This is a genomic window from Amycolatopsis sp. NPDC021455 (genome assembly GCF_040640995.1).
In the GTDB taxonomy this organism is placed as follows: Bacteria; Actinomycetota; Actinomycetes; order Mycobacteriales; family Pseudonocardiaceae; genus Amycolatopsis.
In genome coordinates, this window is record NZ_JBFACT010000062.1 from 22,886 (window position 1) to 44,609 (window position 21,724).

The 21,724-nt window shown below is 72.2% G+C and carries 23 protein-coding genes and 1 pseudogene; 14 read left to right on the forward strand and 10 right to left on the reverse strand.

Annotation, left to right across the window (positions count from 1 at the left end; translation table 11 throughout):
• Nucleotides 1-16: 16 nt before the first annotated feature.
• Together AB0G28_RS39395 and AB0G28_RS39400 are read left to right on the forward strand one after the other, a co-directional pair.
• On the forward strand, nucleotides 17-637 hold the full coding sequence (locus AB0G28_RS39395) for a DUF2537 domain-containing protein (protein ID WP_361101777.1): 621 nt from the start codon (nucleotides 17-19) through the stop codon (nucleotides 635-637).
• A gap of 34 nt (nucleotides 638-671) precedes the next feature.
• Nucleotides 672-1,022, forward strand: a complete 351-nt coding sequence (locus tag AB0G28_RS39400; RefSeq protein ID WP_361101779.1) for an MmcQ/YjbR family DNA-binding protein — start codon at nucleotides 672-674, stop codon at nucleotides 1,020-1,022.
• 93 nt (nucleotides 1,023-1,115) lie between these two features.
• On the opposite strand, the gene sepH is transcribed toward AB0G28_RS39400, so the two are convergent.
• The 3 genes from sepH to AB0G28_RS39415 all read right to left on the reverse strand — a co-directional run bounded on the left by sepH (nucleotide 1,116) and on the right by AB0G28_RS39415 (nucleotide 3,961).
• Entirely contained in the window at nucleotides 1,116-1,961 is an 846-nt protein-coding gene (sepH, locus tag AB0G28_RS39405) for a septation protein SepH (protein ID WP_361101866.1), read from the reverse strand.
• A 192-nt stretch (nucleotides 1,962-2,153) separates the two neighbouring features.
• The gene (locus AB0G28_RS39410) at nucleotides 2,154-3,302 is read right to left on the reverse strand and encodes an ATP-binding protein (protein WP_361101782.1); all 1,149 of its coding nucleotides are present in this window, start codon (nucleotides 3,300-3,302) and stop codon (nucleotides 2,154-2,156) included.
• A complete protein-coding gene (locus AB0G28_RS39415) occupies nucleotides 3,299-3,961 on the reverse strand; it encodes a response regulator transcription factor (protein WP_361101785.1) in 663 nt (220 codons plus the stop codon). The genes AB0G28_RS39410 and AB0G28_RS39415 overlap by 4 nt, the downstream gene beginning before the upstream one ends.
• A gap of 112 nt (nucleotides 3,962-4,073) precedes the next feature.
• Between AB0G28_RS39415 and AB0G28_RS39420 the strand changes: the two genes are divergently transcribed.
• The 6 genes from AB0G28_RS39420 to AB0G28_RS39445 all read left to right on the forward strand — a co-directional run bounded on the left by AB0G28_RS39420 (nucleotide 4,074) and on the right by AB0G28_RS39445 (nucleotide 10,509).
• The gene (locus AB0G28_RS39420; RefSeq protein WP_361101788.1) at nucleotides 4,074-4,613 is read left to right on the forward strand and encodes a hypothetical protein; all 540 of its coding nucleotides are present in this window, start codon (nucleotides 4,074-4,076) and stop codon (nucleotides 4,611-4,613) included.
• Entirely contained in the window at nucleotides 4,610-5,704 is a 1,095-nt protein-coding gene (locus AB0G28_RS39425) for a peptidoglycan-binding protein (RefSeq protein ID WP_361101791.1), read from the forward strand. The genes AB0G28_RS39420 and AB0G28_RS39425 overlap by 4 nt, the downstream gene beginning before the upstream one ends.
• Complete coding sequence (locus tag AB0G28_RS39430) at nucleotides 5,701-6,387, forward strand: ABC transporter ATP-binding protein (RefSeq protein WP_361101795.1); 687 nt, start codon at nucleotides 5,701-5,703, stop codon at nucleotides 6,385-6,387. The genes AB0G28_RS39425 and AB0G28_RS39430 overlap by 4 nt, the downstream gene beginning before the upstream one ends.
• Nucleotides 6,384-7,589 carry an ABC transporter permease gene (locus tag AB0G28_RS39435; RefSeq protein WP_361101798.1) on the forward strand — a complete coding sequence of 402 codons (1,206 nt, stop codon included), beginning with the start codon at nucleotides 6,384-6,386 and terminating at the stop codon, nucleotides 7,587-7,589. Before AB0G28_RS39430 ends, AB0G28_RS39435 begins: the two co-directional genes overlap by 4 nt.
• A gap of 125 nt (nucleotides 7,590-7,714) precedes the next feature.
• Nucleotides 7,715-9,241: an amidohydrolase family protein gene (locus tag AB0G28_RS39440; protein ID WP_361101801.1), complete on the forward strand. Its 1,527-nt coding sequence runs from the start codon at nucleotides 7,715-7,717 to the stop codon at nucleotides 9,239-9,241.
• 47 nt (nucleotides 9,242-9,288) lie between these two features.
• Nucleotides 9,289-10,509, forward strand: a complete 1,221-nt coding sequence (locus AB0G28_RS39445; protein ID WP_361101804.1) for a glycosyltransferase 87 family protein — start codon at nucleotides 9,289-9,291, stop codon at nucleotides 10,507-10,509.
• A 1-nt stretch (nucleotide 10,510) separates the two neighbouring features.
• Here AB0G28_RS39445 and serC read toward each other — a convergent pair whose 3' ends face one another.
• A complete protein-coding gene (serC, locus tag AB0G28_RS39450) occupies nucleotides 10,511-11,635 on the reverse strand; it encodes a phosphoserine transaminase (protein WP_361101807.1) in 1,125 nt (374 codons plus the stop codon).
• Nucleotides 11,636-11,760: 125 nt separating this feature from the next.
• Here serC and AB0G28_RS39455 point away from each other — a divergent pair, with 125 nt between their 5' ends.
• Both AB0G28_RS39455 and AB0G28_RS39460 read left to right on the forward strand, forming a co-directional pair.
• Nucleotides 11,761-12,648, forward strand: coding sequence for a hypothetical protein (locus AB0G28_RS39455; RefSeq protein WP_361101810.1), 888 nt, complete (start codon nucleotides 11,761-11,763; stop codon nucleotides 12,646-12,648).
• A complete protein-coding gene (locus AB0G28_RS39460) occupies nucleotides 12,645-12,962 on the forward strand; it encodes a hypothetical protein (protein WP_361101813.1) in 318 nt (105 codons plus the stop codon). The genes AB0G28_RS39455 and AB0G28_RS39460 overlap by 4 nt, the downstream gene beginning before the upstream one ends.
• A 44-nt stretch (nucleotides 12,963-13,006) precedes the next feature.
• Here AB0G28_RS39460 and AB0G28_RS39465 read toward each other — a convergent pair whose 3' ends face one another.
• The 5 genes from AB0G28_RS39465 to AB0G28_RS39485 form a co-directional block, all read right to left on the reverse strand.
• The gene (locus AB0G28_RS39465) at nucleotides 13,007-14,347 is read right to left on the reverse strand and encodes a serine hydrolase domain-containing protein (protein ID WP_361101816.1); all 1,341 of its coding nucleotides are present in this window, start codon (nucleotides 14,345-14,347) and stop codon (nucleotides 13,007-13,009) included.
• A 211-nt stretch (nucleotides 14,348-14,558) separates the two neighbouring features.
• A complete protein-coding gene (locus AB0G28_RS39470; protein ID WP_361101819.1) occupies nucleotides 14,559-15,179 on the reverse strand; it encodes a response regulator transcription factor in 621 nt (206 codons plus the stop codon).
• The gene (locus AB0G28_RS39475) at nucleotides 15,176-16,336 is read right to left on the reverse strand and encodes a sensor histidine kinase (RefSeq protein WP_361101869.1); all 1,161 of its coding nucleotides are present in this window, start codon (nucleotides 16,334-16,336) and stop codon (nucleotides 15,176-15,178) included. Before AB0G28_RS39475 ends, AB0G28_RS39470 begins: the two co-directional genes overlap by 4 nt.
• Complete coding sequence (locus AB0G28_RS39480) at nucleotides 16,333-17,142, reverse strand: ABC transporter permease (RefSeq protein WP_361101822.1); 810 nt, start codon at nucleotides 17,140-17,142, stop codon at nucleotides 16,333-16,335. The genes AB0G28_RS39475 and AB0G28_RS39480 overlap by 4 nt, the downstream gene beginning before the upstream one ends.
• The gene (locus AB0G28_RS39485; protein WP_361101825.1) at nucleotides 17,139-17,978 is read right to left on the reverse strand and encodes an ABC transporter ATP-binding protein; all 840 of its coding nucleotides are present in this window, start codon (nucleotides 17,976-17,978) and stop codon (nucleotides 17,139-17,141) included. Before AB0G28_RS39485 ends, AB0G28_RS39480 begins: the two co-directional genes overlap by 4 nt.
• A gap of 215 nt (nucleotides 17,979-18,193) precedes the next feature.
• On the opposite strand from AB0G28_RS39485, the pseudogene AB0G28_RS39490 reads away from it, so the two are divergent.
• Nucleotides 18,194-19,030: pseudogene (locus AB0G28_RS39490) on the forward strand (alpha/beta fold hydrolase); the annotation flags it as partial.
• A 29-nt stretch (nucleotides 19,031-19,059) separates the two neighbouring features.
• Complete coding sequence (locus AB0G28_RS39495; protein WP_361101872.1) at nucleotides 19,060-19,647, forward strand: TetR/AcrR family transcriptional regulator; 588 nt, start codon at nucleotides 19,060-19,062, stop codon at nucleotides 19,645-19,647.
• Between the two features lie 21 nt (nucleotides 19,648-19,668).
• Here AB0G28_RS39495 and AB0G28_RS39500 read toward each other — a convergent pair whose 3' ends face one another.
• Nucleotides 19,669-20,817: a citrate synthase 2 gene (locus AB0G28_RS39500; RefSeq protein WP_361101828.1), complete on the reverse strand. Its 1,149-nt coding sequence runs from the start codon at nucleotides 20,815-20,817 to the stop codon at nucleotides 19,669-19,671.
• A gap of 288 nt (nucleotides 20,818-21,105) precedes the next feature.
• Between AB0G28_RS39500 and AB0G28_RS39505 the strand changes: the two genes are divergently transcribed.
• Both AB0G28_RS39505 and AB0G28_RS39510 read left to right on the forward strand, forming a co-directional pair.
• Nucleotides 21,106-21,408: an urease subunit gamma gene (locus tag AB0G28_RS39505; protein WP_020641633.1), complete on the forward strand. Its 303-nt coding sequence runs from the start codon at nucleotides 21,106-21,108 to the stop codon at nucleotides 21,406-21,408.
• Nucleotides 21,409-21,418: 10 nt separating this feature from the next.
• Nucleotides 21,419-21,724, forward strand: a complete 306-nt coding sequence (locus AB0G28_RS39510; RefSeq protein ID WP_020641632.1) for an urease subunit beta — start codon at nucleotides 21,419-21,421, stop codon at nucleotides 21,722-21,724.

The following is a 21,724-nucleotide window of genomic DNA, read 5'->3' on the forward strand; positions in this document are numbered from 1 at the left end:
GGCGAGAAAGGACACCATGGAGCTGCGGATCCGCGGCGAGCGCGCCGTGCTGGCCGGTCCCGGCGGGGAGCACGCGCGCGAGGTGGACCCGCACAAGCTCGCGATCGGCGCCGAGCTGGCGCAGGCCCTGCACGAATGGGCGCGCGTGGCGTCCGCCGTCTCGGCGGATTCCGCCGGCTCCGGCGGGGAAGCCGCCGCGGTGGTCTCGCAGCGCGGCCGTCAGCTGGCCGGCAGGCTGGCCTCGGTGATGGGCACGGCCGTGCGGTTCGTGGACCCGGTGACCGGCGCCGACACGGTCGTCGAGCCGCCCCCGCGCGCGGCGAAGGCGGCCCACCGGTTCGTCCGGACGGTCCTCGGGCCGCCCGGCCCGCCCGGCGAGCCGACCCCGTGGCTGACCGGCCTGACGGTGTCGGCGTTCATCGCGGCCGTGGTGGTCGTGGCGATGCTGGCACTGGCGACGTCGCTGGCCCGCGAGACCAACGGCTGGCTGGCGCTGGTCGGTTCGGTGATCGTGACGGCCGGGATCGCGCCGTCGCTCTGGCTGATCCGCCGCACCCCGATCCTGCGCTGGGCCGCGTATGGCGCGGCGGGCGGTGTCGTGCTCGCGTGGTTCGGCGTGCTGGTGATCGCTTTCTAGCGTTCTTTTCGGCGTGACGCCGTAACCTTGCCGGATGCGGCAGCTGGACGCGTTGCGGAAGTTGTGCCTGGCGTTGCCCGAAACGACCGAGCGGCTCAGCCACGGCGAGCCGGCGTGGTTCGTCCGCGGCAAGAAGACCTTCGTGATGTTCGCCGACCGCCACCACGACGACATGCTCGCCTTCTGGTGCCCCGCGCCGCCCGGTGCGCAGGAGGAGCTGGTGCGCACCGAGCCGGAGCGGTTCTTCCGGCCACCGTACGTCGGGCACCGCGGGTGGCTCGGCGTGCGGCTGGACGTCGACGTCGACTGGGCCGAAATCGACCGGATCGTCCGCGAGGCCTATCGGCAGGTGGCGCCGAAGACCCTGGCCGCGCTGGTGGACTAGCGCGCCCCAATGTGGCGTTCGGTGCGTCCAACGCACCCAATGTGGCGTTCGGTGCGTTGGACGCAACCAACGCCACATTGGGGCGTTTGGGACTCAGCCGCGCTGGGAGCGGACGCCGAGCAGCACGTCCTCCCAGGACGGCACGATCGGGTGGTTCTTCTTGGTCTTCGGCCGCGGCTCGGGTACCGCCGTGTCCTCGTCCGGGTCCGCCGGGACGCGCGGGATCTCGCGCGTGTCGTCGTCGGGATCCGGCTCGGCCGACGGCAGCTGCGCGCGCTCCGGTTCCACCGAGTCCAGCGTCGGCTGGAACTCCGTTTCGCGGGCCGGGTCGAGGGCGCGGACCGTGCGGGGCGGGCGGTAGGCGTTGGGGTCGAGGAGGACCTCGGCGTTCTCGTCCAGCGCCGTCACCGTGCCGCCGTGCGCGCCCGGCGAGAACGCCCAGTGCGCGCGGTTGTCCGACCGGCCGGCCTTCCACTGCAGCACGACGACCCAGCGGCCGTCGTCGCCCTTCCAGGAGTCCCAGGTGGCCTGGGAGTAGTCGTGGCCGCGGACGCCGAAGCCGTACGCGACGACCTCGCCGAGCGTCTGGACGTCGGGGCCGTCCTCGCGGACCGGGTGGGCGCTCTGCGCGAGCTCCGCGGTGCGCGAACGCTCCAGCAGCACCGGGTACGCGAAGCGTTCGACGCGCTGCACCGAGACACCGGCGCTGCTCGCGACCTGCTCGACGGACTCGCCGGCGCGGATTCGCGCCTGGATCTCGCGTGGCCGCATCTGGCTCTCCAACTCGATTTCGATCTGGCCGAGGCGGGTGATGTCACCCCGCGCCGCCGCGCGCAGTCGCTCATCAGCCGGGAGCAGGAAGCGAGTACGGCTCGCCGGGTCTTCGAGCACGATGGACTTCCCGTCCTCGTGCAGTCCGACCACTCGCAGCGCCCGCATTGTTCTCGCCTCCCCGATCTTCTTCACCGTTGTGGGTACCCACGTTAGAACGGCGCGTCGGCTTGACGTGCGAGGCGCGCCGAGTCCGCGTCGAACTGCCCACTGTTCACTTAGCGACCCGCAAACTATCGACCTCGCAGGTCGGCGGCAATGGGGTGACACGCCGGATACGCAACGTCACGATCGAGTGGATCAAGCGGGCGGCAGCCGGATGGTCACGACGAGTCCCCCGCGCCGCCCCGGCTGGGCTTCGGCGACACCACCGTGGGCCTGGGCCACCGAGCGGACGATCGACAGCCCGAGGCCGGCGTTGCGGGTGTCCCCGGTCCGCTCCGCGCCGCCCACCCGCCGGAACGGCTCGAACAACGTCGGCACTGCTTCCGGCGGTACCACCGGACCCGAGTTCCGCACCTCCACCGCCGGGTCCCCGCGCACTTCGACGTAGACCCAGCCCCCGGAAGCGTTGTAGGTGATGGCGTTGACGACGAGGTTGGTCAGCAGCCGTTCGAGGAGCACGGGGTCGCCGGTCACCGTGCGCCGCCGCAGCCGCGTCTCGACCGTCACCCCGGCCGACGAAGCCTGCGCCGCGGTGGCCCGGACGACCGCCGCGGCGACCTCGTCGAGGCGCACCGGCGTGCGCGAGGTCAGCCCGCGGTCGCTGCGGGCCAGGACCAGCAGCCCCTCGATCATCCGTTCGCTGCGTTCGTTGGTGTGCAGCAGGTGCGTGCCGAGCTTGCGCAGCTCGGGGGAGACGTCGGGGTCGGCCATCGCGACCTCGATCAGCGTCCGCTGCACCGCCAGCGGCGTCCGCAGCTCGTGGGACGCGTTGGCGACGAACCGCTTCTGGCTGTCGAACGACTCCGCCAGCCGGTCGAGCATGCCGTCGAACGTGTCCGCCAGCTCCTTCAGCTCGTCCGGCGGGCCTTCGAGGTTGATCCGCCGGTCGAGCTTGCCCGCCTCCAGCCGGCGCGCGGCCGAGGTGATGTCGTGCAGCGGCCGCAGCGCGCGGCCCGCCATCAGCCAGCCGAACAGCACCGCCAGCGCCGCCGTGGCCACCAGCGCGATCGCCGAGCCGACCAGCAGCGTCGACAGCGTCGAGGAGCGGTACTCGACCAAGGATCCGCTGACCAGCTGTATCGCCGGCGCGGGCGAGAGGGTGTCCAACCGCTGCGCGACCCCGAAGGCCGCGTCGCCGGCCACCGTCGTCGAGGCGAACCGGGCTGGGTCCGGCAGCGTGCTCTGCACCAGCAGGTAGTTGATCACCACGAGGACCAGCCCGGCGAGCAGGAACAGCCCGCCGTACCAGGCCGTCAGCTTCGTCCGGACGGACAGGCCGTTCACGGCGTGCCGAACCGGTAGCCGGCGCCGGGCACGGTCTCGATCACCGGCGGGTCGCCCAGCTTGCGCCGCAACGTCATCACCGCGACGCGCACGGCGTTGGTGAACGGGTCCGCGTGCTCGTCCCACGCCTTTTCCAGCAGGTCCTCGGCGCTGACCACCGCGCCTTCGGCCCGCATGAGCACCTCCAGCACGGCGAACTCCTTCGGCGAGAGCAGCAGGAACCGGCCGTCGCGGGCGGCCTGGTGCCGCGGGAGGTCGAGCACGACGCCGTCGCGTTCGAGCACCGGCGGCAACGCGGGCCGCGCGCGCCGGGACAGCGCCTGGACCCGGGCGACCAGTTCGGCGAACGCGAACGGCTTCGTCAGGTAGTCGTCGGCGCCGAGACCGAGGCCGGCCACGCGGTCGGTGACGTCGGCCGCCGCGGTGAGCATCAGCACCCGCGCCTCGCCGCCCGCCTTCACCACGGCCGCGCAGACCTCGTCGCCGTGCACCTTCGGCAGGTCGCGGTCGAGGACCACGACGTCGTAGCCGTGCACGCCGACCCGTTCCAGGGCCTGCGCGCCGTCGTAACAGACGTCGACGGCCATCGAGAAGCGCCGCAGCCCCTCCGCGACCGAGTCGGCCAGCAACCGCTCGTCCTCCACCACCAGCACCCGCACCGGCCCAGTCTGCGCCGGAGGGTCATAAGGACGGCATAAGCGACTTCGCTTAGCGCGCCGGAATCCCCCGATCCGTAGACCTGACACCCAACCGGAGGAAAGGAGCGAGCCGATGCGGATACGGATGGTCGTCGCGGCGCTCGGGACGGCCCTGCTGCTCGGGGGCTGCGGCGCGAAGGCGGACGACGGGGCGAAGGTCGCCTCGATCTCGACGCCGTCGAAGACGGGCGGGCCCACCGCGGCCGACAACAGCGGCAAGAGCGACGAGGACAAGATCCGCGACTTCGCCAAGTGCATGCGCGAGCACGGCGTCGACATGCCTGACCCCAAGCCGGCCGGTGACGGCGGGGGCATGGCGATCACCTTGGGTGGCAAGGACGGTGACACCGTGAAGCTCGACGGCGCGCAGCAGGCGTGCAAGCACCTCCTGCCCAACGGCGGCGAGATGAAGCCGATGAGCGCCGAGCAGCTCGACAAGGCCCGCAAGCAGGCGAAGTGCATGCGCGAGCACGGCATCGACATGCCGGACCCGGATCCGAGCGGCAAGGGCGCGACGCGGATCGGCGGCCCGGGTGACGACCCGAAGAAGTTCGAAGAGGCCGCCAAGGCGTGCGGCATGGGCATCTCGGGCCGCGTCGAGGCGGGCAAGTGAACGAAGTGACGCATCTCAAGCCCCGCCGCCGGGGCCGGACGCGCTGGTTCGTCGCGGCCGCCGTCCTCGTCGTTGTGCTGGGCACCAGTTCCGTCGTGATCCTGACGCGGGTGTCGAGCGCGACGCCCGTGCAGGAGGCGGCGCCACCGCCGGTCGAGACCACCGAGGTCGTCAAGACCGACCTCAGCGAAGAGGAGGAGGCCGACGGCACGCTCGGCTACGGCGACGAATCGACCGTCGCGGGCCGCAAGCCCGGCACGATCACGTCGCTGCCCGAGGCCGGCGCCACGATCACGCGCTGCAAGCCGGTGTACGGGGTGGACGCGAAGCCGGTGCCGCTGTTCTACGGCACGCTGCCGTTCTACCGCGACCTCGCCGAGGGCGCGGCCGACGGCGCCGACGTCAAGCAGCTGGAGGAGAACCTCAAGGCGTGCGGCTTCGGCGGCTTCGGCACGCCGGACAAGAAGTTCACGTCCGCGACGGCGGCCGCGCTGAAGAAGTGGCAGAAGTCGCTGGGGCTGGAGCAGACCGGCACCTTCGGCCAGGGTGACGTCGTGCTCGCGGCGGGCGAGCTGCGGGTGTCGGCGCTGGGCGCCAAGCTCGGCTCACCCGCACAGGGCGAGGTGCTCAAGACGACGGGGACCGTCCGTTCGGTGCAGGTCAAGCTGGACGCGGCCAAGCAGAACCTCGCCCAGCAGGGCGCGCGGGCGTCGGTGACGATCAACGGCAAGACGACGACCGGCACCATCACCGACGTCGGGCGGACCGCCGTCGACGGCAAGGACGCGGCGGGCCAGGACGACGGCAAGCCCAAGATCACCGTGACCGTCCGGCTCGACGACCCGGCCGCGGCCGGCACGCTCGACTCGGCGCCGGCGACCGTCCGGTTCACCAAGGACGTCCACAAGGGCGTGCTCGCGGTGCCGGTCGGAGCGCTGCTCGCGCTCGCCGAAGGCGGATACGCGGTCGAGGTCGACGAGAACGGCAAGCGCCGGTACGTCGCTGTCCAAACCGGACTGTTCAGCGGCGGGAAGGTCGAGGTCACCGGGTCCGGCCTGACCGAGGGCATGCGGGTGGTGACGACGTCGTGACACCGGTGCTGCGCGTGCACGAGGTCACGCGCACCTACCCCGGAGGCGTCGCCGCGCTCGACGGCGTCTCGCTCGCCCTGGAAGACGGCGAGATGGTGGCGATCGTCGGGCCGTCCGGCTCCGGCAAGTCCACCCTGCTGCACCTGATGGGCACGCTCGACCGGCCGTCGTCGGGACGGGTGGAGCTGCGCGGCCACGACGTCGCCACGCTGCCCGACCGCAAGGTCTCGGCGCTGCGGTCCCGCTGGATCGGGTTCGTGTTCCAGCAGTTCTTCCTCGACGAAGGGATGAGTGCGGTGGACAACGTGTGCACCGGCCTGCTCTACGCCGGGGTGCCGCGGCGACGGCGGCGCGCGCGGGCGCTGGCGGCGCTCGACCGGGTCAAGCTCGGGCACCGGGCGTGGCACCGGCCCGGCGAGCTGTCCGGCGGCGAACGCCAGCGCGTCGCGATCGCCAGGGCGGTGGTCAACGACCCGGCGATCCTGCTGGCCGACGAGCCGACCGGCAACCTCGACACCGGCACCGGCGCGTCCGTGCTCTCGCTGCTCGGCGAGCTGTCGGCGGACGGGACCACGATCGTGGTGATCACCCACGACCGGGAGATCGCCGCGGGCATGCCGCGCCGGATCGAGCTGCTCGACGGGCACCTCCGGCTGGACACCGGCCTGGTGGGTGCGCGATGACCATGGTGAAGCTGCCCGAGCCGGCCCGGCTCAAGCCACCGGACGTCGTCGCGCTCGGCGCCCACGGCATGCGCACGCGGCCGGTGCGCGCGGTGCTGTCGGCGCTGGGCATCGCGATCGGCGTCGCGGCGATGGTGGCGGTGCTGGCGATCCCGGCGTCGGGCGCGCAGGCCCTGCACGACCGGCTGGCCGCGCTCGGCACCAACCTGCTCACCGCCGGGCCCGGGAAGACGTTGTTCGGGGACAACGCGACCCTGCCGGACGCGGCCGTGCCGATGGCCAAGCGGATCGGGCCGGTGCAGGCGGCCGCCGGTACCGGGACGACGTCGGCCAGCGTGCGGCGCAGCGACAAGATCGCGGCGGACGACACGTCCGGGCTCGCCGTGTACGCGGCTCGCCCGGACCTGCTGGGCGTGCTGGGCGGGCGGGTGCGCGTCGGTGCCTTCCTCGCGACGGGCAACCAGGACTACCCGGTGACGGTGCTCGGCTCGCAGGCCGCGGCCCGGCTCGGCATCGACCACATCGACCCGGCGCACCCGCCGCAGGTCCTGATCGGGACGCAGTGGTTCACGGTGACCGGGATCCTCCCGCCGATGCCCCTCGCCCCGGAGATCGAGCGGTCGGCGCTGGTCGGCTGGGACGTCGCGAAGCGGCTGCTCGGGTTCGACGGCCATCCGTCCACTGTGTACGTACGCGCGGAGGAATCCAAAGTGGACAGCGTGCGGTCGGTGCTGGCCGCGACGCTGAACCCGCAGGCGCCGAACGAGGTCGAGGTGCGCCGCCCGTCCGACGCGCTCGCCGCGCAGAAGCTGACGGACACGACCTACAGCGCGTTGTTCCTCGGCCTCGGCGGAGTCGCGTTGCTGGTCGGCGGGGTCGGGGTGGCGAACACGATGGTGATCTCGGTCCTGGAACGACGGCGTGAGATCGGCCTGCGCCGCGCGCTCGGGGCGACGAAACGCCAGGTCCGCGGGCAGTTCCTGGCCGAGTCGGTGCTGCTGTCGGGGCTCGGCGGGCTGGCGGGGGTGCTGGCCGGGGTGCTGGTGACGGCGGGGTACGCGCTGAGCCAGGGGTGGCCGGCGGTGCTGCCGTGGCCGGCGCTGGCCGGCGGCGTCGGCGTGGCGGCGCTGGTCGGGGCGGTCGCCGGGGCCTACCCGGCGATGCGCGCGGCCCGGCTCGCACCCACGCAAGCGCTCGCCTGAGGGGCCGGCTGCCGGGTGGGGGCCCGGCAGCTTGGCCGCATGGCAGCCCGGCACTCTGGGAGATCCGCCACCACCCGGGCTCCGGTTGAATGGACGGACGGATCCTCACCGGAAGGGCTGCCGTCGTGGTTCGAGTCGAGGCGAACAGGCGTGACTTCCTTCGCTGGCTGGCCACGGCCGGTGCGGGGCTCGCCGCCGCCGGGATCGTCCCGGCCTGCTTCGCGCAGGAGGCCGCCGCGGCCGGCACGGACGTCGTCGTGGTGCTCGGGGCGACCGTCGTCGACGGCACGGACGGGCCGCCCCGGCCACACTCCGCGGTCGTGCTCACCGGGGACCGGATCGCCTGGGTCGGCCCGGCCGCCGACCTGCCGCCCCTGGACGGCGCCCGGGTCGTCGACGGCCGGGGCCGGCACCTCGTCCCCGGGCTCTGGGACACGCACACCCACGGCATCGACTACGAACAGCTGTGGCCGCCGATGTTCCTGGCCAACGGCGTCACCGGCATCCGCGAGATGCAGGGGTACGCCGAGAACCGCGTCACCCGCGGCAAGATCGCCCGCGGCGAGCTGCTCGGCCCGCGGGTGGTGCTGGCCAGCTCGATCGTCGACGGCCCGGTGTCGCTGCTCGGCCCGCCGGTCACCCGGGTCGCGAACGCCGAGGAGGCCCGGGCGGCGGTCCGGACCGCCGCGGCCCAGGGGTCGGACTTCGTCAAGGTGTACTTCTACCTGCCGCGGGACGCCTTCGCCGCGATCGCCGACGAGTGCCGCCGCCTCGCCCTGCCGTTCGCCGGGCACTGGCCGTACCGGATCCGCCAGCTCGACGCCGCCCGGGCCGGGCAGCGCAGCTTCGAGCACCTCTTCGGCTCGCCGATCGCGACGTCCGGCCGCCGCGACGAGTTCCTCGCCCGCCTCGACGCGACGCCGTTCGACCCGAAGGCCCCACGCGACTTCTTCAACCTCGCGCGCGAGCTCGACCGGCAGGCCACGCTGGCCTACGACCCGGCGACCGCGGACCACTACTTCGCGGGTCTCAAGGCTTTCGGCAGCCGGCTGAGCCCGACGTTCGCCGTGAACCGGGTGATTTCGCGGCCGGCCGAGACGTACGCGCACGATCCCCGGCTCAAGTACCTCTCCGCGGACATCCGCGCCTACTGGGCCGACCGGCTCCCGTTGTTCGCCCCCGGCACACCGGAGCAGATCGCGCAGCAGGATGCCTACTTCGACGCGCAGCTGCGGCTCGTCGGGGAGGCCCACCGCGCCGGGGTCGGGATCCTCGGCGGGACCGACTGCCAGAATCCGTACGTCTTCCCTGGGTTCAGCCTGCACGACGAGCTGGACTTCCTGGTCGAGGCCGGGCTGAGCCCGCGGCGGGCGCTGCGGGCGGTCACCCGCGACGCGGCCGCGTTCCTCGGCCGCGCGGACACCGACGGCACGATCGCCGCCGGCAAGGTCGCCGACCTGGTGCTGCTGGACGCCGACCCGCTCGCCGACATCCGCGCGGTCCGGCGGATCGACACCGTCGTCACCGCGGGCCGCGTCCTCGACCGGGCCACGCTCGACCGCATGCTGGCCGACGTCGAAGCCGCGGCGAACCGGCCGGTGGCGGCCGCGAACGCCAGGTCACCGCGGTTGCCGGTGCACGGCTGCTGCTGAGCGCCCGGTAATCTCGGCCGGTCGAAGACCTGGTTCGAGGGGGACGCGTGGGGTTTTTCAGGGGCCGGAGACTCGCGTGGTCGCTCGCGGTGCTCGAAGTCGCCGCCGTCGTCACGGTCCTCGTGCTGAAGCGGTTCGACGGCCTCGACCTCGAGGTCTACCTGGGTGGCGCGAAGGCGCTGGCGGAGCAGGGTTCGCCGTACGACGCCTGGGTGCCGACCACGCACCAGATCCTGCTGCCGTTCACGTACACGCCGTTCGCCGCCGCGGTGTTCCTGCCCGGCACGCTGCTGCCGTTCGCGGTGACGATGAAGCTGCTCAGCATCGCGTCGATCGTCGCGACCGGCGTCGTCGCCTACCTCTACGTCGCCACGCTCAACGGTTCGCTGACCGACCCGGCGAACGTCCGCGGCCGGGCGGTGGCCGCGCTCGTCGCCATCGGCGCGCAGCTCGCCGGGGCCCTGCTGGAACCGGTGCGCTCGACGCTGGGCTTCGGGCAGATCAACGCGTTGCTGATGGTGCTGGTGGTGCTCGACGTCCTGCTGCCCGGCGAGCGGAAGCGGACGAAGGGCCTGCTCATCGGCGTGGCCGCGGCGATCAAGCTGACGCCGGCCGTCTTCGTCGTGTACTTCCTGGTTCGCCGCGACTTCCGGGCGGCCGCGCGGGTGGTGGGCGGGTTCGTCGCGGCCGGGGCGCTGCTGTGGCTGATCCGGCCGTCGGCGTCGTTCACCTACTGGACGAAGCTCGTGTTCGACGCCGGCCGGATCGGCGGGGTCGACTACGTCGGCAACCAGTCGCTGCACGGGCTGACCACGCGTGCGGGCCTGCCGGAAATCGTGTGGGTGCTGGCGGCGCTCGCCGTGATGGCCGTGGTCGCGGTGGTCGTCGTGCGGGCCGAGCCGGTGCTCGCGCTCACCGCGTGCGCGCTCGGCGGGCTGCTGGTGTCGCCGATTTCGTGGACCCACCACTGGACGTGGTGCGTGCCGATCCTGGTCCTCGCCGGCTGGTACGCGTGGCGCTTCGACGGGGCGGTCCGGTGGGTGGCGGCCGCGGTCGTCGTCGCGGGACTGGCGTTGTTCATCGCCGGCCCGATGTGGTTCGCCCCGCGCCCGGCGCCGTCGCCGGGCTGGTGGCTGGCGACGGAGTCCTACGAGCTGTTCGGCCTGGCCCTGCTGGTCCTCGCCGCCTTCGCCGCACCCCGCCTGAAAGCCGTGAAGGCCTCCTTACCGGCCATAAGAGCCGGTAAGGAGGCCTTCACGGACGTCTGACTCAGCCCAGGCGCTCGACGACGTACTCGATGGCCTGCGTGAGCTTCGAGACGTCGTCCGGGTCGATGGCCGGGAACAGGCCGACGCGCAGCTGGTTGCGGCCCAGCTTGCGGTACGGCTCGGTGTCGACGATCCCGTTGGCGCGCAGCACCTTCGCGACCGCGGCGGCGTCCACCTCGTCGCTGAAGTCCACCGTGCCGACGACCTGCGAGCGCAGGTCCGGGTCCTTCACAAACGGCGTGGTGTAGCTCGTCTTCTCGGCCCACTCGTACAGCCGCGACGACGAGTCCTTCGTGCGCGAGGTCGTCCACTCGAGACCGCCCTGGCCGTTCATCCACTCGATCTGCTCGGCGAGCAGGAACAGCGTGGCCACGGCCGGGGTGTTGTACGTCTGGTCCTTGCGGGAGTTGTCCAGCGCGGTGGTCAGCGACAGGAACTCGGGGATCCAGCGGTCGCCGCCGCCGATCTCGCCGATCCGCTCGACCGCGGCCGGGGAGGCCAGCGCGATCCACAGCCCGCCGTCCGCCGCGAACGACTTCTGCGGCGCGAAGTAGTAGACGTCGAAGTCCTCGGCCTTGACGGGCAGGCCGCCGGCGCCGGAGGTGGCGTCGATCGCGACCAGCGCGCCCTCGCTGCCTTCGGGACGGCGGACCGGCACGGCCACGCCGGTGGACGTCTCATTGTGCGCCCAGCCGACCAGGTCCGCGCCGGCTTCGTAGGCGATGTCCGGGGCGCTGCCCGGCTCGGCCTTGACGACGATCGGGTCGGCCAGGAACGGCGCGCCCTTGGTCACCGTGGCGAACTTCGAGGAGAACTCGCCGTAGGTGAAGTGCTGCGCGCGCTCGCGGACCAGGCCGAAGGCGGCCGCGTCCCAGAACGCCGTGGTGCCGCCGTTGCCGAGGATCACCTCGTAGCCCTCGGGCAGGGAGAACAGCTCGGACAGACCGGCCCGGACGCGCCCGACGAGGGACTTGACCGGCTTCTGCCGGTGCGACGTGCCGAGGTAGGTGGAGCCGGACTCCGCCAGCGCACTCAGCTGTTCGGCGCGGACCTTCGACGGGCCGCAGCCGAAGCGGCCGTCGGCCGGCTTGAGGTCGGCGGGGATGGTCAACTCAGCGTCGGTCATGTGGCCAGTCTCTCAGGTCGGGACGCGGCTGGTGAAGGTGGTGCTGACCTGTCCGGTATGTGGAACTGACGACACGGAAACCCGCTGGCGCCCCTGGGTAGGTTCTTTCCGGGGAGGGAGATCCGATGTCCGACGAACGGTGGCGGCCGCGCTGGTGGCTGCTGGGCAACTACGGCGTGATCGTCGTCGTGCACCTGGTCGCGAGCGGCGGCTGGACGATGACCACCACCGTCATGGCGCCGATCTCGCTGGCGCTCACCCTGGTCATGGTGTTCGTCCGGCGGCTGCCGTGGTGGCTCACCGGCGACGCGTTCAAGGGCGGCCGGATCCTGCGCCTGGCCGGCATCGCGGGCCTGCTCCTGCTGGACGCCGTGATCGTGGCCGCGCTGGTGGTGCACCCGCCGCACGGCGACGACGTCTTCAACGCCGGGGTGGTCGTCGCGATCTTCTTCGGCGGGACGGCCGTCGGCTTGTACTGGCTCCTGCCGAAGCGGCCGATGACGCGGCGCTCGGCGCTGCGGTGGCGGTACCGGATCGCCACCGCGTCGATGTGGGCGACCGCCGTCCTGACGCTCGGTGGCGAGGTGGCGGCCATCGTCACGGTCGGCGGCTGGCTGCCGTGGGTGCTGCCGGTGGCGGGCCTGGTGGCCGTGCCGGCGATCGCGGCGTGGCGCTCGGACCTCGGCGTCGCGGCTCGCTGCCTCGCGAGCGACTCCTGGACGCCGGTCGCGGCCGCCGCGTTCGACGTGCGTCCCGGCGAACCGGTGAACGGCTGGGCGGTGCTGCCCGGGGACGTGCGGATCCGGTTCCACCTGCCCTCGGTGCCCGCCGACATCGCCGCCGAGCTGGCCGGCCGTCGCCGCCTCTGGCTGGCCGGGTGGCCGTCGGAGGACCTCGTGACCGGCCTTCCGGAGGGCACCAGCTACGCCGTCGGGCTCATCGGGGTGCACCGCCGTGGGGGTAAAAACACGGTTACGCACGGGCCCGCGGCGTCGGTATCTTCGCCGTCGTGACGACTCTGCAGCAGAGCTTCCCGGTGCCGCCCGACGCGCTGTGGACCGCGCTGCCCGCGGGGATCCAGGCGATCGGCGGGAAGACGCCGTTCTACGACCCGCAGCGCGGAACCGTCATGTGCCGCACGGGGATGAGCTTCCTGAGCTGGGGCCAGATCGTCAACGTGACGGTTTCGCACGCGCCGTCCGGCTCGGCGCTCACGATCGTGACGACGCTGAAGCTCGGCGTCTTCGACTGGGGTGAGGGCAAGCGCCTCGCCCGCCGGTTCGCGGCCGCCGTCGCCCACGCGGCCGGCACCGCCGCCCTGACCTGAGGGCCCCGCTCACCACCCTGGGGGTGTGAGCGGGGCCCCCTTGGTCATCGCCAGCCTTCGACGCCGCCCGGCACCGGCGCGGCCGGGTCGTACGGCGTCCGGGTGAAGAGGAACGTCGCCAGGTCGAGGTGGGTGGCGACGCCCTCGGCGTTCCGGCCCACTTCGAGCGTCTCGCCGGCGTAGTAGCCGTCGAGGCCGCGGTAGGTGTCCTGTCCGGTCGCGGCGAAGCGCGAACCGCGGCCGCCGCCCTCGACCGGCGCCAGCAGGAGCAGCCCGTCGCCCTGGATCCGCAGGTGGTACGGCGTCGGGCCCCAGTGCCAGAGCCCGGTCAGCGCGAGCAGCCCGGGGTCGACCGCGGACGGCAGCCACTCGGCGGGCACCCGCGGCTCCAGCTCGTCGGTCATGGTGATGAGGTCGAGGCAGAGCTGCGTGATGCCGACGCCGGCCGTCGAGTTGACGAGCACCAGCGCGCCGGTTCCCGCGGCCGGGTCGGCGAGGGTGACGGCGAGGAACCCCGGCATCGAGCCGGTGTGCCCGGCCAGCCGCCGTCCCTGGTAGCGGACGAGCATCAGGCCGAGGCCGAACCCGGTCGTCCAGACCTCGCCGTCGTCGACGGTGACCATGGTCCGCATCTCCTCGAGCGTCGACGGCGCGAGCACCTCACCGGTCGCGCCGCCGAGGAACGCCGTCCAGCGGCCGAGGTCGTTCGCCGTCGACCACAGCTGCCCGGCCGGGGCCATCGCGCCCGCGTCCGGGCTCGGCTCCGGCAGCAGGACGTCGGCGAACGGGTGCACCGCGAAGCCCTCGGCGTGCGAGCCGGCCGGGTGCGGGGTGGTGCGGGACATCCCGAGCGGGCCGAGGACCTCCTCCTCGAGCACGGCGAGCCAGCTCTTGCCGCGGTGGCGAGCGAGCAGTTCGCCGAGGACGCCGTAGCCGACGTTCGAGTAGTGGAACCGCGCGCCCGGCCGGTGCTTGGTCGCGCCGACGTCGAGGCTGCTCACCAGCGCGTCCCAGTCGGCGCCGGGCGTCCGCTCCCACCACTGGCCGGGCGACTCGGCCGTCAGGCCGGAGGTGTGGGACAGCAGCTGGGCGACGGTGACGCTGCCGAAGGGCGTGCCGGGGACGTGCTTTTCGAGGGGGTCGTTGAGGTCGAGGCGGCCTTCGTCGCGCAGCCGCATGACGGCGGTGGCGACGAGGGTCTTGGTGATCGAGCCCAGCCGGTACTGGACGTCGGTCCCGGGCGTCTCCCCGCCGACGCGCCCGCGGCCCCCGGACCAGACGATCTCCCCGTCCCGCACGACGGCGGCGACCAGCGACGGAGCCCGGCAGGCCGCCTGCTCGCGGGCGATCCGGCGGAACAGGGCGTGTTCGGTCGACTCAAGCATGGACGCATTCTGCCGCGCACCCCCACACCTCCCCGACGACGGCGTGCGCAAAGCGGCATCACCCGTGATCGAGAAGGCATCACTCGTGATTGAAGGGGCATCACGCGTGTCTGGAGGGGCATCGCGGCGATGCCCCTGGAATCACACGTGATGCCCGTGGAATCACGGGTGATGCCCCTCCGATCACGCGTGGTTCCCCTCCGGGCACGGGTCAGGTGAGGAGGTTTCGGGCCATGGCCGTGGTCACCGCGGCCGTGCGGTCGGAGACGCCGAGTTTGCCGAAGACCCGCAGCAGGTGGGTTTTCACCGTGGCTTCGCTGATGTGCAGGGCTCGGCCGATGTCGGCGTTGGTGCTGCCCTTCGCGACCAGCCGCAGCACTTCCACTTCGCGCGCCGAGAGCGGTTGCGGCTCAGGGTTGCGGACCCGGTTGACCAGCTTCCCGGCCACCGACGGTGCCAGGACCGTCTCCCCGCGCGCCGCCGCGCGGATCGCGTTCGCCAGTTCCGTGCGGGACGCGTCCTTCAGCAAGTAGCCCGACGCGCCGGCTTCCACCGCGCGGAGGATGTCGGCGTCCGTCTCGTACGTCGTGAGCACGACGATCCGGCGTCCCGGCCGGTCACGCAGGATCCGTTTGGTGGCGCCGACGCCGTCGAGGCCCGGCATGCGCAGGTCCATCAGCACGACGTCGGGCTCGGCGACGCGGTCGAGGGCGACGGCCTCGTCGCCGGAACCCGCTTCGCCGACGACCGTCAGGTCGGCTTCGGCTTCGAGCATGCCGCGGAGTCCTTCGCGGACGACGGGGTGGTCGTCGACGAGCATGACGCGGATCAAGCCGGCACCTCCAGGGTGAGTTCGGTGCCGCTGGGGCCACTCCGGACGCTCAGTCTGCCACCCACCTGCTCGGCGCGGGACCGCATGCCCCGCAACCCGAAGCCGGTGACGTCGTCGGGGTCGAAGCCGTCGCCGTCGTCCCGTACGGACAGCCGCACCGCACCGTCCACAACGGACAATCGCACCGACACCGCCGACGCGGCCGCGTGACGGCGGACGTTGTTCAGCGCTTCCTGTGCCCCGCGCAGCAGGACGACTTCCGCCGCCGTGCCGAGCGTGGGCAGCGAACCGTCCACTTCGTACCGGACCGCGATGCCGGCCGAATCGGCGAGCCGGTCGGCCTGCCGCCGCACGGCGTCGACGAGCGACCCCGACGTGAGATCCGCCGGGGCCAGCGCGGCGACCATCGCGCGTGCCTCGGCGAGGTTCTCCCGCGCCGTGCGCGCGGCCAGTTCGACGTGCTGCCGCGCCGCGGCCGGGTCGGTGTCCAGTTCGGACTCGATGGCCTGGGCGAGCGTGACGATGCTGGTGAAGCCCTGCGCCAGGGTGTCGTGGATCTCCCGCGCGAGGCGTTCGCGCTCGGCCGCGGTGCCCGCTTCCCGGGAGAGCCGGGCGACTTCCGCTTGGCTGGCCTCCAGCTTGGCGATCAGGTCGGCGCGCCCCCGGCTCTCTTCGATGACGTGCCCGATGAACTTGCCGCACAGCACACCGAACACGACGAGGATCGCCGTCATCGGCAGCAGGATGTGCAGTGTGGGGCCACGGAATCCGTTGTTCACGATGGTCGACGCGGGGTTGAGCAGGATCGCCACCGTGGTGAAGACCGCCGCCGGCCGGAACTCGAGCGTCGAGAACAGCAGCGGGCAGGCCATGAACAGGATGAAGCCCGACGAACTCGCGGCGAACAGGGCGATGGCCACCAGCACCAGCACGATGACCGCGAACACCCACCGCGGCCCGGCCGGCGAGTCGTCGTCCCGGACGACCCGCCGGCCCCACAGCAGGTAGGACAGCGCGAGGGCGGTGAGTGCCCCGACCGCGACCGCCGCCCGGACCGGGTCCTCGTCGTCGAGGATCACCAACGTCGTCGTGGCCACGTAGGCCACCGCGAAGAGGATCTCCCAGAGCCAGTTGAACCGGTCCCAGGCGTCCTTCACTTCGCGTCGGTCCACCGGAACGTCAGCCGGGCCAGCACCGCCCCCACCACGCACCAGATCCCCAGCACCAGCGCCACCCGCGGAAGTTCCCATGCCCCGGCCATCTCCATCCTGACGGCGCCGTCCGGCAGGAACACCGACCGGAACCCCTGGCAGATCCACTTCAGCGGGAAGAACGACGCGATGTCCACCATAACTTTCGGCAGGCTCGTGATCGGCGAGACGAACACGCCGGAGATGAACTGCAGCACCAGGTAGAGCATCTGCACGATGGCGACCGCGCCGTTGGTGGACTTCGCGAGCGAGCTGATCGCGATGCCGAGCAGGGTGCACGAGACGATGCCGAGCGCGAACACCCACAGCAGCGTCAGCCACTTCGCCGGGTCGGACGGCAGGCGCAGCCCGAAGAGCAGGATGGCGACGGCGACCATCAGCACCGTCTGGGCCAGGCTCGACACCGCGACCAGCACCATCTTGCCGACGAAGTACGACGCGGCCGGCATCGGCGTGCCGCGCAGGCGCTTGAGCGCGCCGGTTTCGCGGTCGGCCGAGATGCCGGTGGCGATGCTGTTGAACGACGTCGACACGATGCCGGAACCGATCATCCCGGCCGCCAGCACCTGCCCCGAGGTGACGCCGCCGAACTTCGTCGGACCGTCCAGGATGGACCCGAGCAGGATCATCAGCACCGCGGGCAGGGAGAAGGTGAACACCACCTGTTCCTTGTGCCGGAAGAACTGCCGCAGCTCGGTGCCGCCGCGGGCGAGCCCGAGCGACAGCGGGCCGGGCAGCGTCAGGGTCGTCATGCCTTGTCTCCGATCAGGTCGAGGTAGATGTCCTCCAGGCTCGGCCTGGTCACGGTGAGGTTCGCCAGTTCGCGCCCGCCCGCCGCCAGTTCGGTGACGAGCTTGGTCGGGTACGCGGTGCGCTCGACGTGCTCACCGCGTTCGTCGACCCAGCGCACGGTGGCTTCGGCGGCAGCACGCCCGCCCAGGTTGCGCGGGGTGTCCTGGGCGACGATTTCGCCGCGCGCGATCACCGCGACGCGGTCGGCGAGCGCTTCGGCCTCGTCGAGGTAATGGGTGGTGAGGAGGATGGTGGTGCCCTCCGCGGCGAGGTCGCTGATCAGCGACCAGAACTGGCGGCGCGCCTCGGGGTCGAAGCCGGTGGTCGGCTCGTCGAGGAAGAGCAGCTCGGGCCGGCCGATGATGCCGAGCGCGACGTCGACGCGCCGGCGTTGCCCGCCGGAGAGCGACTTCACCCGCGCCTTGGCCTTCTCGGTCAGCCCGACCTTCTCGATCACCTCGTCGGGATCGCGCGGGTCGGGGTAGTACTTCGCGAAGTGCCGGACGGTCTCGGCGACGCTCAGTTCGGCGGCGTCGGTCGCCGTCTGCAGGACGATGCCGAGGCGCGCCCGCCAGGCGCGGCCGGCCTTGCCGGGGTCCTCGCCGAGGACGGTGACCTCGCCGTCCGTCCGGCGGCGGTGGCCTTCGAGGATCTCGACGGTCGTGGTCTTCCCGGCGCCGTTCGGGCCGAGCAGGGCGAACACCTCGCCCGGCGCGATGTCCAGGTCCAGTCCGGCCACCGCGAGGTGGCCGGGGTACTGCTTGCGCAGGCCGCGCACGCTCACTGCTGGGGTCATGGGTACAGCGTGGTCGCCGCAGGTGGCGAATCCGACCAACAGGCGGCTGAATCCGGCTGTCCATCGAACGGTGGACACGAGCGCGTGGTTCCACGGGAAACCACGAAAACGCTGTCATACAAGCAAAAATCCGAACATCCGAGCTTGCGGAACCGCCGCGCGGGTGAAGCCGCTGTTGACAAGTTGTCTAACATGACAAGATGTCTCACAAGTGGGTGACCGGCAGCGACGGCGTTCGCCTCTCCGTGACCATCGACGGCCGGGACGACGGGCCCACGGTCGTGCTCGTGCACGGCTATCCGGACAACAGCTCGATGTGGGACGGGGTAGCCGCCGAGCTGGCCGCGAAACACCGCGTCGTCACCTACGACGTCCGCGGCGCGGGACGCTCCGACAAGCCGGCGGGACGCGCGTCCTACCGGCTGGACCAGCTGGCCGACGACCTGCGTGCCGTCGTCGACGAGGCGCAGCCGACCGGCAAGGTGCACCTGGTCGCCCACGACTGGGGCTCGATCCAGGCGTGGCACGCCGTCACCGGAGAGGGCCTTCGCGGGCGCGTCGCTTCCTACACGTCGATCTCCGGGCCGAGCCTCGACCACGCCGGCGCGTGGTTCCGCGCCCAGCTGCGCCGTCCGACGCCGAAGCGGCTCAAGAACGCCCTTCGCCAGTTCCTGCACTCGTGGTACATCCTGGCGTTCCAAGTGCCGTTCATCCCGGACCTGCTGTGGCGCACCGGCTTGCTGGGCAAGCAGATCCAGCGCATGGAGCCCGACGCGGCGCCGCCGGAGAAGTCCGACGGCCTGCACGGCCTGAAGCTCTACCGGGCCAACATGTTCACGCGCCTGTCGCGCCCCGAACCGCGTCCCGCCGACGTCCCGGTGCAGGTGCTGGCGCCGACCGGGGACGCCTACGTCACGACGCCGCTGCAGACCGAGATCGGCCACTGGGTGCCGGACCTGCGGATCCGCACGATCGACGGCACGCATTGGGTGACCAGGGCGCGGCCGGACGTGGTGGCCGCCGCGGCCGTCGAGCTGATCGAGTACGCCGAGCCGTCGTGAGCGAACGCCGACCGCGGCGGATGTCGCCGCAGGCCCGCCGGGACGACCTGATCCGCGCCGCACTCGACCTGTTCGGCTCGCGGGCGCCGGAGCTGGTGACGGTGGACGACATCGTCGCGCGCGCCGAGGTGTCGCGGCCGCTGTTCTACCGGTACTTCCCGAACCTGCGCGAGCTGCAGGTGGAGGCCCTGCGCACGGTCACCGACGGCCTGATCGACGGCCTCGCCGGGCTCGAGGAGGGCCCGCCGGAGGTACGGCTGCGCGCGGCCGTCCGCGGCCTGATCGACGTCGCCGACCACTACCGCGCGGGGTACATCGCCTTGCTGCGCAGTGGATCCGTCATCGCCACTTCGGAGACGGACGCGGCGATCGACGAGGTCCGCAACCGCGCGGTGGCCCTGATCCTGGACGCTCTCGGCGTCACCGATCCCTCACCCCTGCTCTCGCTCACGCTGCGCTGCTGGACAGCCGTCGTCGAGGGCGCGCTGCTGAGCTGGCTGCAGGAGCACACGATCCCACGCGAAGCCCTGGACACGTGGCTCGTCGACCAGCTCACGGCGATGCTCGGCACCACCGCCGCCCACGACAAAGCCGGAGCTTTCACGTGAAAGCTCCGGCTCGTGCCGGGGTCAGTGCTTGGTGACCAGTTCCCAGCCCTCGACGTCCTCGGGGCTGCGCGGCGCCGGGCCGACGTACTTGGCCGACGGCCGCACCAGGCGTCCGGTCCGCTTCTGCTCCAGGATGTGCGCGGCCCAGCCGGCGGTGCGGGCCGAGCTGAACATCGCGGGCATCATGTGCGGCGGGACCTGGGCGAAGTCCAGGATGACCGCGGCCCAGAACTCGACGTTGGTCTCGATCGGGTGATCCGGACGCCGCTCGCGCAGCTCCTTCAGTGCCGCCTGCTCCAGCGCGGCGGCCGCCTCGTAGCGCGTCGCGCCGAGCTCCTGGCAGGTGCGGCGCAGCACGCGCGCCCGCGGGTCCTCGGCGCGGTAGACGCGGTGGCCGAAGCCCATCAGGCGTTCCTTGCGGTCGAGGATGCCCTTGACCAGGCCTTCGGGGTCGCCGGTGCGCTCGACCTCTTCGATCATCGGCAGCACGCGCGCCGGGGCGCCGCCGTGCAGCGGGCCCGACATCGCGCCGATGGCGCCGGACATGGCCGCCGCGACGTCCGCCCCGGTGGAGGCGATGACGCGGGCGGTGAAGGTCGACGCGTTGAGGCCGTGCTCGGCGGCCGACACCCAGTAGGCGTCCAGGGCCTTGACGTGCGCGGGGTCCGGCTCGCCGCGCCAGCGGACGAGGAACCGCTCGGTGATCGAGTGGGCCTCGTCGACGCGGGTCTGCGGCACGGCGGGCTGGCCGATGCCGCGCGCCGACTGGGCGACGTAGGACAGGGCCATCACCGAGGCACGCGCCAGCTGTTCGCGGGCCTCTTCGTCGGTGATGTCGAGCAGCGGGCGGTAGCCCCAGATCGGCGCGAGCATGGCCAGCGCGGCCTGCACGTCCACCCGGACGTCACCGGTGTGCACCGGCAGCGGGAACGGCTCGGCCGGCGGGAGGCCGTGACCGAACCGGCCGTCCACGAGGAGGCCCCACACGTCACCGAAGGTCACCTTGCCGGCGAGGTCCTCGATGTCGACGCCGCGGTAGCGCAGCGCACCGCCGTCCCGGTCGGGTTCGGCGATTTCGGTGTGGAAGGCGACGACGCCCTCCAGACCCGGTCGGAAGCCGTCGTCGGGTTGGCCGGACGGCTGTGGCTTGCTGATCGTGGAGGTAGTCACTGTTACGCGAAACCTTTCGGTGCGCTTTTTCCCCGGCTGGTTGTGCTGGTCGCGCGGTTGCGGGAAGCGCACGGAACGCGCGCCACATCGCACGGATGGATAGACCTTGCTCTCTTGACCGGCCACTGGCAATCGAAAGATGCGGTGGTTTCGGTCACGATTACGAGAACGATTCAGTCACCGAGGCCTCCCGTCAGGAGAATTTTCACCACTCAGTGTGACGAAGACCAGGTAAATCCTGTGTTTCCGAACCCGGCGCCGCCGCGTTCCGGGTGATAGACCTAGCGCATGCACCTCAGCCCGCAGGAGCGCGACAAGCTGCTCATCCACGTGGCGGCCGACGTCGCGCGGAAGCGGCTGGACCGTGGCGTCCGGCTCAACTACCCGGAGGCGGTCGCGCTGATCACCGACCACGTCCTCGAAGGCGCCCGCGACGGCCGCACGGTCAGCGAGCTGGTGGCCAGCGGCCGGACCGTGCTCTCCCGGGCGCAGGTGCTCGACGGCGTGCCCGAGATGGTCGACTCCGTCCAGGTCGAGGCCACGTTCCCGGACGGCACGAAGCTCGTCACCGTGCATGACCCGATCGTGTGAGAGGCAGCCGATGCACCCTGGCGAGATCATCCCCGGCGACGAGCCGGTCGAGCTGAACCCCGGCCGCGCGCGCGTCCGGCTCCTGGTCCGCAACCTCGGCGACCGGCCGGTGCAGGTCGGTTCGCACTACCACTTCGCCGCGGTCAACCCCGGGCTCGAGTTCGACCGCGACGCCGCCCGCGGCCACCGGCTCGACGTGCCCGCGGGGACGTCGGTGCGGTTCGAGCCGGGCGTCGAGCGCGAGGTCGACCTGGTGCCGCTGGCCGGAGCCCGCCGGGTGCCCGGACTCCGATCCGAGTTCGCAGGGGAGTTCTGA

Excerpts from the sequence above, each read along its gene's own strand:
- AB0G28_RS39455 (WP_361101810.1), top strand. The coding sequence starts at position 11,761 with ATGTCCGACGAACGGTGGCGGCCGCGCTGGTGGCTGCTGGGCAACTAC.
- AB0G28_RS39435 (WP_361101798.1), top strand. The coding sequence starts at position 6,384 with ATGACCATGGTGAAGCTGCCCGAGCCGGCCCGGCTCAAGCCACCGGAC.
- AB0G28_RS39495 (WP_361101872.1), top strand. The coding sequence starts at position 19,060 with ATGTCGCCGCAGGCCCGCCGGGACGACCTGATCCGCGCCGCACTCGAC.
- AB0G28_RS39420 (WP_361101788.1), top strand. The coding sequence starts at position 4,074 with ATGCGGATACGGATGGTCGTCGCGGCGCTCGGGACGGCCCTGCTGCTC.
- AB0G28_RS39485 (WP_361101825.1), bottom strand. The coding sequence starts at position 17,978 with ATGACCCCAGCAGTGAGCGTGCGCGGCCTGCGCAAGCAGTACCCCGGC.
- sepH (WP_361101866.1), bottom strand. The coding sequence starts at position 1,961 with ATGCGGGCGCTGCGAGTGGTCGGACTGCACGAGGACGGGAAGTCCATC.
- AB0G28_RS39400 (WP_361101779.1), top strand. The coding sequence starts at position 672 with ATGCGGCAGCTGGACGCGTTGCGGAAGTTGTGCCTGGCGTTGCCCGAA.
- AB0G28_RS39465 (WP_361101816.1), bottom strand. The coding sequence starts at position 14,347 with ATGCTTGAGTCGACCGAACACGCCCTGTTCCGCCGGATCGCCCGCGAG.
- AB0G28_RS39505 (WP_020641633.1), top strand. The coding sequence starts at position 21,106 with ATGCACCTCAGCCCGCAGGAGCGCGACAAGCTGCTCATCCACGTGGCG.
- serC (WP_361101807.1), bottom strand. The coding sequence starts at position 11,635 with ATGACCGACGCTGAGTTGACCATCCCCGCCGACCTCAAGCCGGCCGAC.
- AB0G28_RS39395 (WP_361101777.1), top strand. The coding sequence starts at position 17 with ATGGAGCTGCGGATCCGCGGCGAGCGCGCCGTGCTGGCCGGTCCCGGC.
- AB0G28_RS39510 (WP_020641632.1), top strand. The coding sequence starts at position 21,419 with ATGCACCCTGGCGAGATCATCCCCGGCGACGAGCCGGTCGAGCTGAAC.
- AB0G28_RS39480 (WP_361101822.1), bottom strand. The coding sequence starts at position 17,142 with ATGACGACCCTGACGCTGCCCGGCCCGCTGTCGCTCGGGCTCGCCCGC.